The organism is Sphingomonas sp. P3_C6 (assembly GCF_056402595.1).
Window position 1 is genome coordinate 62,273 of record NZ_JBFUHB010000003.1, and the last position, 17,288, is coordinate 79,560.

The following is a 17,288-nucleotide window of genomic DNA, read 5'->3' on the forward strand; positions in this document are numbered from 1 at the left end:
CGGATTACTTCGCCGTGGCTTCGGATGGCGGCGGCGCCGTGTCCGGTTGCGAGGTCGGTCCCGTATCGGCCGCCTGCGGCTTCATCACCGTCTTCTTCGCGGTGACGGCCATGCCCGGCTGAAGTGTCGTGATGCCCTCGATCACGACCTGATCGGTCGGGGCCAGGCCGGTCTTGACGACGCGCAGCCCTTCGACCTGCGGGCCGGTTTCCACCGGTCTCGGCGCCGCCTTGCCGTCCTTGCCGACGACATAGACCAGCTTGCGCGTCTGATCGGTGATGATCGCCTCGTCGGGCACCAGCATCGCCTTGTAGGTGCCGGAACCGAGCAGGCGCGCCCGGCCGAACATGCCGGGTGTCAGGAAGCCGGTCGGGTTCGCGATCACCGCATGGGCGCGGATCGTGCCCGAATTGGTGTCGATCGCATTGTCGACGAATTCCATGCGGCCGCGCCATCGATAGCCGCTTTCGTCGGCAAGCTGCACCTCCACCGGATTGGGCGTGTTGCGCGAGGAGCCGCGCTCGCCGCTACGCGCCTGGCGGAGATATTTGAGGTAGAAGCTCTCGGCGCCTTCGAACGAGAACCAGATCGGATCGGTCGAGACGACCCGCGTCAGCACCGTGGTGCCCTCGGTCGCGAAATTGCCCTTCGACACGCGGCGATCGGACACCAGGCCTGTGATCGGCGAGCGGACGGTGGTGAAGCCCAGGTTCAGGCGCGCATTGGTGACCGCTGCCTGGCCGGCCGCCAGATCGGCCGCGGCACTGCGCACATTGGCCTGCTTGGTCTCATATTCTTCCTTGCTGATCGCCTGGGCGGCCAGCAGCTTGTCGGCCCGGGCAAGTTCCGATCGGGCGTTGACCAGCGCGGCATTCGCCTTGGCAGCCTGGGCCTGGGCCTGGCCGAGCGCTGCGACATAGGGCCGCGGATCGATGGTGAAGAGCGCTTGGCCTGCGCTGACGCGCTGACCGTTCTCGAACATCACGCGGTCTATCGTGCCGGACACGCGCGGACGCAGCTCGACATCCTGGATCGCTTCGAACCGGCCGACATATTCGTCCCAGTCCACCACGTCGCGCTGGAGCGGGACGGCGACGGTAACCTGCGGTGCGGGCGGGGGAGGCGGCTTGCCACTGCCGGAACAGGCGGAAAGGGCAAGAGCTGCAAATGTCAGGGACGCGGCGGGCCAGCGAAAGGCAATCGGCATCGGTGGCTCATCCCCTTATCGGCCAGCTTCTCTTCTTCCGGGCATCCCCAAATGGTCCTGGGTCTTACGCCCGGCTTATATTCATGGTGCAGGTGCGAACGTTCACCGGCGTTTGCAAGGCCGGTCGAACTGGCCGCAACGGCGACTTTCCACTAACATATTATAAGGAGCGCGTAAATTTCTTTCCCGTTTATTTCCGTTAGAGGTGGTCTGTGTTGCTGTCTCGCGCGGGCATCGAGCAAGAACACCCCGGCTTGCTCGTCGAGGCGAGCGAACACGGTCGCGCCAGTGCGCTATTCGTCCAGCACGCCGAGCGCCGGCACCGTGAAGCTGAACATCGCGCCGCCTTCCGGCCGGTTGGTCGCGGTCAGCGTGCCGCCATGCGCCTCGACGATCCGGCGCGAGATCGACAGGCCGATGCCCATGGCGGGTCCGCCTTTTGTCGTGGCGAAGCGTGAATAGAGCCGTTCGGTGAGCGCGTCGGGCAGGCCCGGCCCATTGTCGCAGACCGATATCTCGACCATCTCGTCCATCAGGCAGGACGCGATGACGATCTTGCGCTTGTCGCCGGCGCGTCCGCGCAATGCGTCGACTGCGTTGCGTAGCAGGTTCACCAGCACCTGCTGGATCTGGATCCGATCGGCGAAGATCGTGTCCGCCTCGGGATCGAGCGCATAGGTCAGCTCGATGTCGAACTGCGCCGTGCCGAACAGCACCAGCTCGACTGCCTCGCGCACGACCAGCTCGAGCGATTCGGTGCGCATCTCGCCCTCGCGCTTCGCCAGGAAGTCGCGCAGCCGGCGGATGATTTCGCCCGACCGCAATGTCTGTTCCTCGCCCATCTTGAGCAGCTCGGCGACCCGCGCGCCATCCTCGCCGCGCGTGATGAGGATTCGCGCAGTCGCCAGGAAATTCGCTGTCGCGCTCAACGGCTGGTTCAGCTCGTGCGCCAGGTCGGCGGCCAGCTCGCTCATCGCGCTCTGGCGGGAGATATGGGCAAGCTCCGAATTCAGGTCGTTCATGCGTTGCTCGGAAGCAAGCCGGTCGGACACGTCGCGGATTACGCCAGTGAAGATTCGCTCCTTGCCGAGCCAGGCCTCGCCGATGTTCACCTCGACCGGGAACAGGGTTCCGTCGGCACGCCGCGCGGTCAGTTCGCGCGTGCCGCCGATCACATGACGCTCGCCGGTCTCGAGGTACCGCTCCAGCGACGCGTCGTGCCCTGCGGCGATCGCATCAGGCATCATGAACTTCACGTTGCGGCCGATCGCGGTTGCCGCGTCGATGTCGAACATGCGTTCGGCGGCCGGGCTGAAGCTGCGGATGATGCCCCTGGAATCGATCACCACCGTCGCATCCGGAATCGTCTCGATGATCGACTGGAGCTGCGACCGCGCCGTGCGTTCGTTGCGCTCGGTCACGTCGAGATGCGACCCGATCACCGTCTTCAGAGTGCCGTCCGTATCATAATGGCAGGTGGACGATCCCTCGATCATGCGCACCTGCCCGTCGGGCTGATGGAAACGATAGCTGTAGGTGATGTGCGAGTCGCGATTGGCGACGGCGGCGGCCAGGATCGCCATTATGTTGCGCCCATCTTCCGGCTCGACTGCGGCGAACCATTGGTCGAAGGTCGCAATCCCACCTTCGGGGAAGCCCAGTCGTTGTTCCGTACCCGGGGATAGCTCTACCCGTCCCGTGGCCACGTCCCATTGCGACACGCTGATCTTGTGCGCATCGGCGGCAGCCGCGAGCCGAGCCTCGCTCAGCCGCAGGGCATTTTCGGTACGCACCCGCTCGGTAATGTCGAGCATCTTGAGCACGTACAGCGGATCCCGATCCGGCCGCTCATGAACCCGGGCATTTTCCAGCACGGTGATCGTCGTCCCGTCGCGACGCTGCTCGATCAGTTCGCGCTTGGCCGGGCCGATCGGTTCGGCCGCACCGTTTTCGCCACGGCGGGACTGGAGCAGCTCATATTTCTTGCGGCCGATCGCCTCCGCCGCCGACCAGCCGTAAAGCTGCTCGCAGCCGCGCGACCAATAAGTGATCTCGCCGTCGGGCTTGGTCAGGGCGATCGCTGCGACATCGAGCGCAAGCCTGACTTCGTTCAGCTCCTCCTGCTGGCGCCTGAACCGGTCGGCCGACAGCCACAGCAGGAAGCCGAGGATCGCGACATTGCCGAGCATCGCGAGCAACTCGGTTTCGGGCAGCGCCAGGGGGCCGCCGCCGGCGGTCCAGCGCGCGACCAGTGTCGGCATGATCGGCAGGGCGATGACCAGCGGCAGGATCAGCCAGTAGAGCGGGCCGCGCGTACGGCCATGCGACAGCAGCACCGTCCAGCCCGCATCCGGCCGCCACAATAGGAAGGCCGCGGCCAGCGCGACGGTGATCAGGCTGCCCGGCAGGGGGGCGATGAACACGCGCAGGATCGCCGCTTCATCGTTGAGGCGGATGAACAAGAACATCAGGACCGACGCGACGCCGAAGCAGAAGGCGGCCGAGGCAAACAGGTTGGCCAGTTCTACCCAGGCCCGGCTCGGGCGCCTCGCGGCGAGCAGCGCCAGACCGAGAAAGCCGAAAGTGGCGATCGAATTGGCGGCCGGGCGTCCTGGATGGGCCCCACCCAAGGCGGCGACCTGGTTCGGGAAGAGCAGCAGGTCGATGCCGGGCGCAATGCCGGCGATCTGTTCCATCAGGGCGCTGGCGGCGATCAGGATCGGGACCGCGAGCAGATAAGGCGCCAGGCGCGATCGCACGATCGTCGCCCGGAATCCGGCCGAGAGGCAGATATAGCCTACCGCCGACAGCGGCCACATCGGATATCCGGTAACCCCGAAGGTCCTCAGAGCCGGTGCGTCGAGCACCCATCCGGCAAATGGGATGCCGCTGGATAGCCCGGCTGCGACGATAAGGGAGAGAACAATCTTCCGTTCCGTGGACCCATCGTGCCCTGGACGCGCATGCGATTGGCGTTCCAACCCTTTGGTACCTAACTCAACCCGGCATTAGCCAACCGGGAGGTTAACACGGATCAAATGTTCAAGCGAGCTTTGCTGGCGGCGGTGGTCCAGTTACCTGACCCGATTTGGTGGTTTTTCGTAAAACCGGCATAGCCGCGCGACTCGCTCCCTAACTCACCCAAAGATCGTTAGGGGGCAATTAGATATTCACCCTGGTATCTGCTCCAAAACGCTCTCTCAAACACGCAATTACTCTAAATCGGTTGCACATCSATTTGAGACGTATCTCCCTCTTCTGTCAGCATATGCGGCAGCGATAAGGCGAGGCGCCGACCTTGGGAGGTCGGGCATGGGAGCGGCGCCACAAGGCGTTCCCGAGTCATAGCCACAAGCCCCGGCGCCAGGGAAACGTCATCTGGTCGTGACCCACCATGCCATGCCCGACATGACCGGTGCATCTCATCGCGCCCATCTCGCTCAACAGTCGGTACGATCGCGTCCTGACGGGCAACGCACCCGATTATTTCGTCGTCGCCACCTTACGCGGCTGGCTCCCGGTCGCGGGTGCGGAAGCGCCACGCTCGGTGTTCTGCGAAATCTGGGTCTGGACCTCGTCGCTGCGGATCCGGTCGAGCACGAACCATACCGCCGCCGACAGGAGGAAGAGCAACGCAAAAGTGATGAGTACCGGCCAGGCCTCATTCTCCTGCGATACGGCAGCCTTTTCCGGCTGGTCGGTAACTCGATCGGTCATACGGTCCCCCAACCTTATTCAACGCGCAACGAGGATGCGGTGCACTGGTTCCCGATGGAATGTGGAGATCGCTCCGGCGGCGGGTGCGTCCGAACCTCTGCCACACCGGTGATCGACCGCCCCCTAACAGAGCCCCGACCGGGTTGGAAAGCGAAAGACGGCGGGTTGGTACCGTTACGAGACTAAAATGCGCCGAATCGGGCTCGAACCCGACCCCGTCAGGCCGGTTTGGAAACTTCCGGCGGAAATGATCGTTCGACCGAAATGACCTCATCCGAATGCGACTGCCTCACCGATCGCAAGTCCCTTCCCGATACCGCCGCCCATATCCTTCGCGAATGCTGGTTCTTCGCCTGGAGCCTGGCGCCCGCCGGCAGGATGTTGCGCCGCCGGCTCACCAATCGCGGTGGGGCGCGTATCCTGTTGCTGCCCGGGCTGTTCGCCACCGACGCGGCGATGCGGCCGATGCGTATGGCGCTGCGCTATGCCGGCTACCGCGCCTATCGCTGGGGACTTGGCCGCAACATGGGTGCGTCAGCCGATCTGCTCGACCGGCTCGACCAACGGCTGGACCAGTTGCAGCGGCGCGACGATCGCCCGGTCATTCTGCTCGGCTGGAGCTTTGGCGGCCTGATCGCGCGCGAATACGCGAAGGTCGCGCCGCACCGCGTGGCCGCCGTCATCACGCTCGGCAGCCCATTCTCCGGCGATCTCAGCGCAACCATGCTGGCGCGCGTCTATGAATGGATCGCCGGCCACCGCGTCAGCGCCCCGCCGATCGAATGCACGCTGTCCGAAAAGCCGCCGGTGCCGACCGTGGCGATCTGGTCGCGCTGCGATGGTGTCATCCCGGCCTCTGCCGCCCGCGGCGCGCCGCGGGAGTCCGATTACCGGATCGAGGTGTCCTGCGCTCACCTGGCCTATCCGTCGGACGGTGGCGCACTCGCCGGCGTGCTCGACGCGATCACGCTTTGCTGCCCGGAATCGGCGATGACGCGGCCCGAACCACGGCCCGCCTTCGCGGGGACCGGCCTTGCCCAGGGCCTCCCCGCCTGATCCCTCGACTACCTCCATGTTAAGGCGCTGCATCACGGCTGCGCCTAAGGCGGGGACCTGCAGCCCTTGCGTATCTTTGCGGTGCAGTGAAGAATGGAGCCGACATGACGATTAGCGACAAGGCTGCAACCGGTGTCGCCGGGCTCGACGATATCACCGCTGGCGGATTCACCCGTGGTCGCCTCTATCTTGTCGAGGGAAGCCCCGGCACGGGCAAGACGACCATCGCCAGCCAGTTCCTGCTGGCGGGTGCGGCGGCCGGGGAACGCGGCCTGTACATCACGCTATCCGAAACCGAGGAGGAACTGCGGGAGAGCGCTGCCTCCCATGACTGGGTGTTCGACGACAGTATCGAGGTGTTCGAGCTCGTGCCGCCCGAAAGCCTGCTCGACGAGGATCAGCAGCAGAGCCTGCTCTATTCCTCGGACCTCGAACTGGGGGAGACGACCAAGCGCATCTTCGAGGCGTTCGAGCGGGTGAAACCCGACCGCGTCGTGCTCGACAGCCTGTCGGAGATCCGGCTGCTCGCCCAGAGTTCGCTGCGCTATCGCCGCCAGATCCTTGCGCTGAAACATTATTTCTCGCGCCACGGCACGACCATCATGATGCTCGACGATCTCACGACGGAGATGCTCGACAAGACCGTGCACAGCGTCGCCCACTGCGTGATCCGCCTGGAGGAACTGTCACCCAATTACGGCGCAGAGCGTCGCCGCCTGCGCGTCGTCAAATATCGCGGCCAGCGTTTCCGCGGCGGCTATCATGATTTCGTGATCGAGACCGGCGGCGTCCATGCCTTCCCGCGGCTCGTGTCGGCCGAGCACAAGAACAGCTTCACGCGCGACCTGGTGCCGACCCGTCAGGGGGCGCTGAACGCGCTGCTCGGTGGCGGCTTCGAACGGGGATCGAGCACGCTGATCATCGGCCCCGCCGGTACCGGCAAGTCGCTGCTGACCCTGACCTTCGTCGCCGACGCGGTCGCGCGGGGCGAACATGCGGCGATGTTCATCTTCGACGAGGAGTTGGGCTTGCTCACGTCCCGCGCCAAGGCGCTCGGGATCGATCTCGAAGCGATGGTCGAAGCCGGCCTGCTGACCCTCGAACAGGTCGATGCGGCTGAACTGACGCCGGGCGAATTCTCGCAGCGCGTGCGCACCTGTGTCGAGACGCACAAGGCACGCACCGTCGTGATCGACAGCGTCAACGGCTATCAGGCGGCGATGCCCGAGGAGCAGGCGTTGATCCTCCACATGCACGAACTGCTGCAATATCTGAACCGCCAGGGTGCGACGACGTTCCTCACCGTCGCGCAGCACGGCCTGGTCGGTGACATGAAGGCGCCGGTCGACGTTACCTATCTGGCCGATACCGTCATCCTGCTGCGCTATTTCGAGGCCGCAGGGCGCGTCCGCCGGGCGATCTCCGTCGTGAAGAAGCGCACCGGCGCGCATGAGGATACGATCCGTGAATTCCGGATCGGCAGCGACGGAATCACGCTGGGCAAACCGCTGACCGAGTTCCAGGGCGTGCTGCGTGGCGTGCCGTCGCTGGTCGGCTCGGGGCACCCAGACATCGATTCGTTCGCCGCCGAATGACCCCGGCGTGACTCACTCATCGGCCCAGCGCGCGATCGTCCTGGCCCCGCACGGCCGGGACGCGGCGATCGCCGTGGAGATGTTGCGCGAGGCGGGGATCGAGGCGATCGCCGCGGTCGATCTTCCGGCTCTTCTGGAAGAACTGCGCGGCGGCGCTGGTTTCGCGCTGGTCACCGAGGAGGCGATGCGCGGCGCCGACCTTCGGCCACTCGACGCCTTCCTGCGCGAACAGGAGGAATGGTCCGACTTCCCCTTCATCCTGCTCACCCAGCGGGGCGGCGGGCTCGAGCGCAACCCGACGGCGGTGCGCCTGCTCGAAACGCTCGGCAACGTCACCTTTCTCGAACGGCCTTTCCACCCGACCACCCTGGTCAGCCTCGCCAGATCGGCGGTGCGCGCCCGGCTGCGGCAATATGAGGCCCGCTCGCGGCTGGCCGAGATCAACGCCAGCGAGGCGCAGTTCCGCGCTTTCGCCCAGGCGATGGCCAATCATGTGTGGACCGCGCCACCCGACGGCAGGCTCGACTGGTTCAACCAGCGCACGCTCGACTATAGCGGCCGCAGCTCGGCCGAGCTGATCGGCGACGGCTGGGTGAGCATCGTCCATCCCGATGATCTGCCGGAGGCGATGGCCCTGTGGGAATCGTCGGTCGCCTCGGGCACCGATTACGAAACCGAGTTCAGGATTTGCCGGGCCGATGGCGAATATCGCTGGCATCTGGTGCGCGCCCTGCCGATCCGGGGAGAGGACGGTACGATCCTGCGCTGGATCGGTACCAACACCGACATCCACGAACAGAAGCTTTCCGAGGCGCAGAGCCTGCGCGACCGCAACCGGCTGTGGATGCTGTCGCAGGATCTGATGCTGGTCTGCGATTTCGACGGTGTCATCACCGCGGTGAACCCCTCCGCGACGCGCCTGCTCGGCTGGAGCGAGGAGGAAATGGTCGGCCGCAACATCGTCGACTTCCTCCACGCCGATGATGTCGCCACCACCGCGATGCAGATCGCGACCCTGTCGGCCGGTGCGACCGCGCTTGCGTTCGAGAACCGCTATGCCCGCAAGCAGGGCGGGTATCGCCTGCTCGACTGGACGGCGGTGCCCGATGCCGGGCGAATCCATGCGGTCGGGCGCGACATCACCGAGGAACGCAGCCTGGCCCGTGACCGGGAACGGATCTGGAACCTGTCGCCGGTGGTGAAGCTGGTCCTTTCAACCTCCGGCCAGGTCCATGCCGTGAATCCGTCCTGGACCAAGGTGCTGGGCTGGAGCGAGGAGGAGACGGTCGGTCGCAAGATCAGCGATTTCGTCGCGCCCGAGGAACTGGCAACAAGCATGGAGGCGCTCGATCGCTTGTCGGCCGGCGCGCCCCTGCTCGAAACCGAGCGGATCTTTCTCGACAAGGATGGCGGCCGGCACCGCATCGCCTGGATCACCGTGGCCGACGGCGGCACGCTGTACAGCTTCGGCCGCGACGTTACGGCGGAGCGCGAGGCGGCCGATGCGCTGGCCGAGACCGAGGCGGCGCTGCGTCAGTCGCAGAAGATGGAGGCGGTCGGCCAGCTCACTGGCGGCATCGCGCATGATTTCAACAATCTGCTCCAGGGCATCACCGGCAGCCTGGAGATAGTCCAGCGCCGGCTCGACGACGGGCGGCTCGACGGGGTCGATCGTTTCCTGGCAGGGGCGACCACCGCCGCGAACCGCGCGGCGGCGCTCACCCACCGGTTGCTCGCTTTTTCCCGCCGCCAGCCGCTCGATCCGCGCCCGGTAAATGCCAACCCGCTGATCCTGTCGATGGAGGATCTGATGCGCCGGACGCTAGGCGAACAGATCGAGCTCGATCTCGCGTTGGCCGATGATCTGTGGCTGACATCGTGCGATCACAACCAGCTCGAAAACGCGATCCTCAACCTCGTCATCAATGCGCGCGACGCGATGCCGGATGGCGGCCGACTGACGATCGAGACCTCGAACGCCGATTTCGACCGGCCGCATGCCGACCGGCCCCATACTGACCGGCACCGCGATCTGGAACCGGGCGAATATGTCTGCATCCGGGTCACCGACACCGGCAGCGGTATGGACGCCGACACCATCGCCCGCGCGTTCGAACCCTTCTTCACCACCAAGCCGCTCGGCCAGGGCACCGGCCTGGGCCTGTCGATGATCTATGGTTTCGCCCGCCAGTCCGAAGGCAATGCCGCGATCGAGAGCGAGCCGGGTGTCGGCACCAGCATCAGCCTGTGCCTGCCGCGCTATGTCGGCGCGGTCGACGCCGAGGAGCCGGCGCCCGAGCGGGAGGATCGCGCGGCGCCGGCCGGCGCGGCCGAGGTGGTGCTGGTGGTGGAGGACGAGCCGGTCGTGCGCGGCCTGGTCGTCGAAGTGCTGACCGAGTTGGGTTACCGCACGATCGAGGCGCATGACGGACCGGAAGGGCTTGAACGGCTGCGCGAGCGCGGGCGGATCGACCTGCTCATCACCGATATCGGTCTGCCAGGGCTCAACGGCCGGCAGATCGCCGATGCCGGCCGGGAACTCCGCCCCGATCTGAAAGTGCTCTATATGACGGGCTATGCAGAGAATGCGGCACTCGCCCCGGGTTTCCTCCAGCCGGGCACCGGCATGATCACCAAACCGTTCGCGATCGAGGCGCTGGCCGAGCGCGTGCGCGCGATCATCGAGGGGCCCGGGGAGGCCGCCGACACGTTGCTGGACGGTACTCGTTAGGGGCGCGTCACCCGACCAGCGTTCGTCCTGAGCTCGTCGAAAGGACCGTTCTTTCTTCTGAGGAAGAGAAGAGCAAGGCCTGGACAAGCTCAGCCCGAACGAGGGGGCGAGGCCCTCAATTATCTAGGCGCTGGCAGGCTTGGCCTTGGCAGTCCGCGGCTTGCTGGCTCGCGGTTTGCTCGCGCCCGTCTCACCAGCGCCCGTCTTGCTCGTCCGGGGTTTGGTCGTGCGGACCGCTGCCGCGCGGCGGGCCGGACGGGCGGGCGGCTCTTTCGCCTTGCTGCGACCGTAGAGCAGCGCGCCGGCAATCGCCGCCACGCCGAGTCCGATCGCGGCGCCTATCGCGACCGTATTTGACGACAGCGTGTCGGCCAGCGAGAAACCCTCGGCCAGGCTGTACCGGGCCTTCTCGTCGTCATCATGGTGCGCGTCGCTGGCAAAAAAGGCCGGGCCTGTCTCGTCATGCGGCTCGGGATGGATCGGATAGGGCGAGACTGCTGCGTCGGGGATCGGGCGTTGGTGCGTCATGACAGGCCTTTTGCGGGCGGGGTTGGAACGATCATCAACGCGTCGGGCGCAACCGGGTTGCGCCTGCCCGTCAGGCAATCGGACATATTCCCCGACGCATGACGGGCGCGCCATTCGCGAACCAGCGGCTCGAATCCTGCATGGTCGTGGTGTCGTGATAACAGGCTTTGCCGGTGCCGGTCGCCGGGTCGAACTCGAAGGCCCAATTGTCGCCGTTGCAATCCTGCGCGTTGCAACCGGCGGCGATCACCTTGCCGTTGCGTGCATAGATCGGCTTTTCCGGTCCATGGCTTTCGCTGAAATGCGCACGAATCGCATTGTCGTGCACCGCGTCGACCAGCGCCCTGGAGACGTCGGTACGATCGAAGAACAATACGCCCCCGACCGGATCGTTCGGGAATTTGCTGACATAGGCGGTGGCCGGCGTCTGCGGCGTCTGGCCAGGCAGCGGCGTGGCGACGACGTCGCGCGGCGGCACGAAGGTAGAGCTATTGGCGCTGGCATCCTCGCTCGCCGCCCTGCCGCACCCCGCCAGCAACAGGGTGGCGAGAAGGGGGACAAAAAGGGCGCGCTGGCGAATGGTCATGGCGGGTCAACGCGCGGCCGTGCCCGAGGGTCCGGGAAAATCGCCTGCGGATCGCCTCAGGATCGCCCGTCAGACCGCGCGAACGCCGCCCGCCAGCCAGCGCGCGCAGACCGGACCCAGCTCGGCGTTGCTGCGCGTTTCGTAATCGATCACGTCGAACAGGCTCAACGTGTCGCGCCAGCGGCCATTGACGCCCTTGTTGATGAAGGTCTCGGCGCCGCCATCCCAGAATGCCCCGCCGAGCGGGGCGGCCCTGGCGGCATTGGCCTTCATCCAGGCGAAGGTGCAATGCTCGACCATCGACGGAAACACCGCAGGGTCCACCTCGATGTCCAGGAAGTCGGCGATGCGCCGCATCTCCCCCGCCAGGTCGCGCTTCAGATCCTCGAAATGCACCAGCATCACATTGGGCTGGTCCTTGATCGCCCACCAACTCCGCACATTTTCCCAGAACGGCCAGAAGGGATCGCCATCGCGTTCCAGCCAGTTGCGGAAATAGTGGCGCATGTCGGGGTCGGCCGCCGGGATCGGCGGCCCAACCCGGCCGGGGGTGTCGTTGAGCGCTGCGAACCATGCCGCGTTGGCCTTGGCATGGTGGTTGTGCATGCTCCAGATCACGTCGCGGCCATCGCGCGCGACATAGATATATTTGGCGATCGGGCTGACCACGAGCGCATCGACCGGCAGATGGGTCTTCAGGAAGCGCCGGTGCCGCTGCGCCTCTACCGCTTCCAGCTTGACCGGCTTGGGCGGCACGCGCAGGTCCATCCAGGGCGACAGCGCCGATATGGCGACCTCGGGGTCCCCGCCGAAGATCAGCTGGCCGACGATCTGCTGCATCCAGGTGGTGCCGGACTTGCCATAAGTGGCGATGATCACATCGTCCTCGCGAAAGGCGAAGTCGTTCCAGATCGTCGAATCGAAATGATGGTTGTGAAATTCGCGCGTCTTCATGGGCGCGCGGGGGGCGAGTTGCGTTGCCATCGGTGCTCCGGGTGCGGGAAAAGTCGCGTCCCGTTGCTTCAGGTGGCGTGCCCCGCCAATGTCGTTGCGCCAAAGAATCGACCAGGCGACGAGGGCGCGAACGGCGATGGGGACGACGCTTCCGCCCCGCCCCCATGCCGGACGTTACTGGGTCTTTTCCTCCGGGCTCGGACGCTCGACCGGACCGACCGGCTCCCATCCCGCCCCGCGCGGCGCGCTGGTGGTGAAGGGCTGGCCGGGCCGGTAGAGCACGCCGCCGGTGAAGACGTCATGCGGCGCGGTATAGGTCCTGGGCTGTTTCATGATGGGGTTTCCCTTCGGCCTCACGGGTTGGTCTGGTTGCCGGCGGTCACACCCGCGGTGATCTTGCCGAGCGTCGGAGCGGTACCGGCCACGGTATATTTCAGCCGCACATAGCGCTCGTCGGTGCCGACCGGCAGGTCGTCAGGCAGCAGCAGCTTTGCGCCCACGGCAAGGTCGGCCGGCGCATAGGCGGGCGAGGTCCACACCGTCTTGGCCGATGCGAAGCCGGCATTGTCGTCGGTCTCGATGCCGATGCTCAGCGAGGTCAGGTTGTTGAAGCTCTCGACCACGCTGGCGCGGATCGAGACTTGGCGGCCCTTGCCGACATCGCGGCCGATCGCGGCGGCCGCGCCGAACACGGTGCCCGTCGCGCCGAGATCGATAATGTTAGCCGATGCCGTCGTGGCGGTCACCGCCTGGGCATTCGAGAACAGGGTGGTTGCGTCGAAGATCATGATGTTTTCCTTCGTGCCTCGCCCTTCTGGCCTTCCCCGGCGAAGGCCGGGGTCCAGTTGGGGGAGGTCAATGATTGGCGTTGCGCGAAGTTACTCCGGCCTTCTCGACTGGGCCCCGGCCTTCGCCGGGGAACAGGAAGAAGGACTTTACGAAACCACGCTTTCCGCATTGATCAGCGCGTCGGTCTCGCGGATCGGCATGCCGCGATACGACAGCACCTCCTCGCCCTGCAGCTCCATCGGCTTGAGCATCAGCGCGCCGTTCGCCGAATTGGTGCCTGCCGCATCGAGCGCCGCCAGCATGTCGCGGTTCATGTAGATGACGGTGCGGCCCTGCGCCGCGACGTTCGCCGCCATCTTGGCCGCGCGCCGCCCCTGCAGCTTGTAGCAGGCCTGGCGCATCAACCCGTAGAGATCGACCGATCCGGCGATCACGTTCGACACGTCGATATTGGCGATGCGCGCATTATAGCGCCAGTCGCGCACGGCGACGCCGACATGCTGGCGGAACAGCTCCTCCTTCACATAATAGACATTGCCATTGCCGTCGGCGGTACGCTGCTCGCCCTTGTCCTCGCGGGTCACGCCGGCCTTGGTGCCCTTGGGGTGGATCAGCGTCGTATAGTCGTCGCCCCAGGTGACGAACCAGATCGACGTATTGTCGGAACCGACGCCACCGCCATTGATGATCTGGTTGCCGGCGCCGCCACCGCCCAGCGTCGAATAGCGCGCGGCTAGGCCCTTGAACTTTTCCGGCGTGGTCGTGGTGTTGTGGTAGAAGAAGCCGCGCGATACCTCCTGCGCCATCGCCTCCAGATAGGCGCGGCCCTCCGACAGGCGAACGCCGCCAGGATTGTCGGAGATTTCGAGCAGCCGGGTATCGACGGTCGACAGGCCCTCGACGAAACCAGTGGTGTCGTCGACCTGCTGGGTGGTCGACTTGGACTGCGGGATGCCCTGGTACAGCCGGCCCCAGGCCACGTCGGGCAGGCCGGTGCGGATGGTGTGGCGATGGACGGTGCCCATGTTGCAGGGCGCGGTCACCGCGTCCTCCATGATCGGGTTGAGCTGCCGCAGCACCTCTACCACTTCGCCGAGCTGGCCGTCGGCGCCGCCGGCGCCCTTGTAGAGATCGATGAGATTGAGGAACGAATTGCCGATGGTCGCCATGTCTTACCCTCCTTTGGGTGTGTCTTCGGGGTAGAGCGTCTCCGCCCTGTCTCGCTTCGAATGATGGATGCCCGACGAGCGTTCGAAGCCGTCCTCGCCGATGGCCTTGCCGACCCGCTGGAAGGCGCGGATCATTTCGGGGTGGTTGCCGAGGCCACTCTCGTCGAGCAGCGCGCGGAAGGCGCTGCCCTTGCCGAAGCCGAGCGCGTCTAGCGCCTTGGCTGCGGTGCCGATGCTCGTCGCCCATTGCTGGCCGCCGATCTCCGGGTCGTTCCGTGCGCTGTCGAGCCAGGCTTTCCGTTCGGCCTGGACCTGGCCGAGGGACTGGCGCTGGTGGCGCTCGATCAGCCCCTGGGCGAATTGCCCCGCCACCGGCATCAGCTTGTTGGCCTGTTCGTTGGACAGGCCGATTTCGCGGAAGACGGGGGTGGCCAGCTCGATCGCTACGGGATCGAGGCTAAGCCCCTCGGGCGCGGTGAGCTGATATTGGTCGGGGATGCCGGTTTCCGCTCCGGGCGGATCGCCCTCATCGTTTTCCGGGCCATCCTCCCCGGCATCGACCCCATCATCGACGAAGTCTTCGCCAAGGGCCGAGGGTTCGAAATCGTCGAAGCCATGATCCGCTTCAGGCGGCATCGTCTCCGAATTCTGCGTCAGTATTTCGTCGTTCAAGGACAGTCTCCTTGCGCCCCGAATGGGCCAGTTCGTGCAATGTTTGAATCAAGGTCGCCGCGGGGATTCCGTCGGGCAGGGCGACCGGCTGCGCCGAATCGAAATCGCGCAGGATCTCGAGCGCCAGCGACCGCCGGCCCTCGAGATAAAGGTGGCGCCCGTCGGCCATATTGGCGGCGGTTTCGAACACCCCGCCGCGCTGGAGCAGCGACAGCAGGAAGCGCCTGAACGGCGCGCTTTCCAGCAGGACGATTTTGTCGGTCTTCTCGATCATGGGGGCTCACCAAAAACTCCCTCTCCCCCTGTGGGAGAGGGAAGGGGCCCAAGCGAAGCTTGGGAAGGGTGAGGGGGACACTCGAAGGTCTCGAGCCTCACTCCCCCTCATCCGGCGCTTCGCGCCACCTTCTCCCACAGGGGGAGAAGGAAGTTAGGTCGGCCCCTCAGGTCCACCCCCGGGGGCCGCCCCCATCTGCCCCAGCATCTGCATCGCCGCCGCGCCATCCTTGGCCGGCCCGGCCATCGCCGCCATCTTGGCCATCTGCGCTTCCTGCTCGCGGCCCTGGCGCAGCGCGCCTGCATCGTCCACGGACCGGATGATCTTCGGCGGTGCGCCGGCGCGGTCGGCATAATCGTCGACGATCGCATCGACATCCAGCCGGTCGGCGGCTTCCGGGAAGCGCCCCGCCAGATTGCCCACGAACGCCACGGTCCGCTCGATCTGGCCGAGCCCGACCATCCGCTGCATCTGCGCCAGGATCGACACGAAATCGACCTTCACCGGCTGACCCTGAAGATGCTCGGGCGCCGGCGGCAGCAGGCCCTTGCGGGCCATGATGCCGAAGGCCCGGTCGATCGCCACCTCCAGCTTCTCGTTGTTGACCCGCTCGATCACCGGGCCGAGCTGGGTCAGCTTCTCCTCGTTGCGGCTGGCGATCTCCTCGACATTGCGCGGCTGGATGCCGTCCATGTTGGTGATCGCCATGAACAGGTCGGCATAGGTCAGCCGGTCGATCGCGTCGGAGCAGCGATTCATATCCTCCATGATCGCGCCGATCACCGCGGGGTTCAGCGTATAGGGCACGATCACCCCCGCCGCATCGACCGCGCTGGCGGAGACGATATTGCCCGCCTCGCCGGTCAGCTTCACCGTCGCCGGCACGATCTTCTCGGGCCTGAGCAGGAAATCGGTCGCCCTGGTCTTGCGTTTGGTCTGCATCTGCAGCTCGCGCATGTCGGGCAGGGCGTCGAACCCCGGCGATGTGCCATAGGTGTCGCCGCCTATGGTGTCCCAGCGCGGCGCCCAGAAGGGCTGTTCCTCATAGCCGGAGACACGCAGCACCCGGTCGGCGCGCCCGTCATTCTCGTCCCAATAGACCGATCGCCATGGCTTGCCGCGAGCGGTCTTCACGCCGGGTACGCGATCGTCGTTCGGCTCGATTGCCTGGATCACCGGGATCTGCTCGTCATAGCGGCCATTGGCGTAGCAATTCCGCACGAAGTCGCTGGCCTGATCCAGTCCGAAGGACTGGACGAGCTGATGCACCGACATGGAGCAGCGGCGGTACAGCGTGTCCGGCACCATCGCATCGGACAGGGCGATCCAATATTCGCCGGCGGTCAGCGCATGGCACACCGCGCCCTCGCGCTCATGCTCGACCATCACGCAGGCATCGGTGCCGAACAGCCCCATCTCGGCATAACCGGCTTTCACCGCGCCGTAGAAATTGGTGCCCGCCAGAAAGGCGTAGAGCCGCCGCTCGACCTCGCTCAGCCAGGTCTTCACCGCACCGTCGGCTGCCAGGTCGGCATCGAACGGCGTCAGCCTGAACCAGGGCCGTGACGGGGAGGAAAGTCCGCTCGTCATGCCGCCGGTCAGGGTGCGGAAGCTCAGGATCGCATGGCCGTTGCTGATCGATCCGTTGCCCCGCCGGAAATTGCGATTGTTCTCGGAAAAGAGGAAGCGCGAGCGGGAGGGCTGCGCGTGTTTCGCGATGTCGGCCCATTCGGCCTCATAGGGTTGGCGGGCTGCCTTCAAGGCCGAAAGGCGGCGGTTGCAGCGCTCCTTGAGGGAGACGCCGGCGAGCGGGGAGGCGCGCATCAGCCGCCCAGCACCGTCGTGGTCGCCGGCCCCGATCCCTGGCCGAGCGCACCCTTGAAGACCGACGCCATCATCGCGCGTCGTCGTCGGACATCGTCCTCGACGCGCGGCGCGGTGGCACCGCCATCGGGCAGCTTGAGCGCCTGGCGCTCGGGGATTTCTTGCGGCTTGGGGGGCTTGGGCATG

At 65.8% G+C, this 17,288-nt stretch carries 16 protein-coding genes; 3 read left to right on the top strand and 13 right to left on the bottom strand.

The annotated features are described in order from the left end of the window. Positions 1–4: 4 nt before the first annotated feature. The 3 genes from AC1DT7_RS05205 to AC1DT7_RS05215 all read right to left on the bottom strand — a co-directional run bounded on the left by AC1DT7_RS05205 (position 5) and on the right by AC1DT7_RS05215 (position 4,924). Positions 5–1,207 (bottom strand): efflux RND transporter periplasmic adaptor subunit, encoded by a 1,203-nt coding sequence (locus AC1DT7_RS05205; protein ID WP_478034719.1) that lies wholly within the window; start codon positions 1,205–1,207, stop codon positions 5–7. A 293-nt stretch (positions 1,208–1,500) separates the two neighbouring features. Then, positions 1,501–4,026 (bottom strand): PAS domain-containing sensor histidine kinase, encoded by a 2,526-nt coding sequence (locus AC1DT7_RS05210; RefSeq protein ID WP_478034721.1) that lies wholly within the window; start codon positions 4,024–4,026, stop codon positions 1,501–1,503. Between the two features lie 664 nt (positions 4,027–4,690). Then, positions 4,691–4,924, bottom strand: coding sequence for a hypothetical protein (locus AC1DT7_RS05215; RefSeq protein WP_478034722.1), 234 nt, complete (start codon positions 4,922–4,924; stop codon positions 4,691–4,693). Positions 4,925–5,188: 264 nt separating this feature from the next. Here AC1DT7_RS05215 and AC1DT7_RS05220 point away from each other — a divergent pair, with 264 nt between their 5' ends. The 3 genes from AC1DT7_RS05220 (at position 5,189) to AC1DT7_RS05230 (ending at position 10,306) form a co-directional block, all read left to right on the top strand. Continuing rightward, positions 5,189–5,980 (top strand): alpha/beta fold hydrolase, encoded by a 792-nt coding sequence (locus AC1DT7_RS05220; RefSeq protein WP_478034723.1) that lies wholly within the window; start codon positions 5,189–5,191, stop codon positions 5,978–5,980. Positions 5,981–6,084: 104 nt separating this feature from the next. Next, positions 6,085–7,575, top strand: coding sequence for an ATPase domain-containing protein (locus AC1DT7_RS05225; RefSeq protein ID WP_478034724.1), 1,491 nt, complete (start codon positions 6,085–6,087; stop codon positions 7,573–7,575). Positions 7,576–7,654: 79 nt separating this feature from the next. Next, the gene (locus AC1DT7_RS05230) at positions 7,655–10,306 is read left to right on the top strand and encodes a PAS domain S-box protein (protein ID WP_478034980.1); all 2,652 of its coding nucleotides are present in this window, start codon (positions 7,655–7,657) and stop codon (positions 10,304–10,306) included. Between the two features lie 123 nt (positions 10,307–10,429). Here AC1DT7_RS05230 and AC1DT7_RS05235 read toward each other — a convergent pair whose 3' ends face one another. The 10 genes from AC1DT7_RS05235 to AC1DT7_RS05280 form a co-directional block, all read right to left on the bottom strand. Next, complete coding sequence (locus AC1DT7_RS05235; RefSeq protein WP_478034725.1) at positions 10,430–10,834, bottom strand: hypothetical protein; 405 nt, start codon at positions 10,832–10,834, stop codon at positions 10,430–10,432. A 70-nt stretch (positions 10,835–10,904) separates the two neighbouring features. Then, the gene (locus tag AC1DT7_RS05240; RefSeq protein WP_478034727.1) at positions 10,905–11,420 is read right to left on the bottom strand and encodes a hypothetical protein; all 516 of its coding nucleotides are present in this window, start codon (positions 11,418–11,420) and stop codon (positions 10,905–10,907) included. Between the two features lie 69 nt (positions 11,421–11,489). After that, complete coding sequence (locus tag AC1DT7_RS05245; protein ID WP_478034728.1) at positions 11,490–12,404, bottom strand: sulfotransferase domain-containing protein; 915 nt, start codon at positions 12,402–12,404, stop codon at positions 11,490–11,492. Between the two features lie 144 nt (positions 12,405–12,548). Then, positions 12,549–12,707 carry a hypothetical protein gene (locus tag AC1DT7_RS05250; protein WP_478034729.1) on the bottom strand — a complete coding sequence of 53 codons (159 nt, stop codon included), beginning with the start codon at positions 12,705–12,707 and terminating at the stop codon, positions 12,549–12,551. Positions 12,708–12,727: 20 nt separating this feature from the next. Continuing rightward, positions 12,728–13,162 carry a Bbp16 family capsid cement protein gene (locus AC1DT7_RS05255; protein WP_478034731.1) on the bottom strand — a complete coding sequence of 145 codons (435 nt, stop codon included), beginning with the start codon at positions 13,160–13,162 and terminating at the stop codon, positions 12,728–12,730. A gap of 147 nt (positions 13,163–13,309) precedes the next feature. Then, positions 13,310–14,332 (bottom strand): major capsid protein, encoded by a 1,023-nt coding sequence (locus tag AC1DT7_RS05260; protein ID WP_478034732.1) that lies wholly within the window; start codon positions 14,330–14,332, stop codon positions 13,310–13,312. A gap of 3 nt (positions 14,333–14,335) precedes the next feature. Then, positions 14,336–15,004, bottom strand: a complete 669-nt coding sequence (locus AC1DT7_RS05265) for a hypothetical protein (protein ID WP_478034733.1) — start codon at positions 15,002–15,004, stop codon at positions 14,336–14,338. After that, a complete protein-coding gene (locus AC1DT7_RS05270; protein WP_478034734.1) occupies positions 14,958–15,278 on the bottom strand; it encodes a Bbp19 family protein in 321 nt (106 codons plus the stop codon). Before AC1DT7_RS05270 ends, AC1DT7_RS05265 begins: the two co-directional genes overlap by 47 nt. Before the next feature lie 153 nt (positions 15,279–15,431). Then, positions 15,432–17,102, bottom strand: coding sequence for a portal protein (locus tag AC1DT7_RS05275; protein WP_478034736.1), 1,671 nt, complete (start codon positions 17,100–17,102; stop codon positions 15,432–15,434). After that, positions 17,102–17,287, bottom strand: a complete 186-nt coding sequence (locus tag AC1DT7_RS05280; RefSeq protein ID WP_478034737.1) for a hypothetical protein — start codon at positions 17,285–17,287, stop codon at positions 17,102–17,104. Before AC1DT7_RS05280 ends, AC1DT7_RS05275 begins: the two co-directional genes overlap by 1 nt. Between the last annotated feature and the right edge of the window lies 1 nt (position 17,288).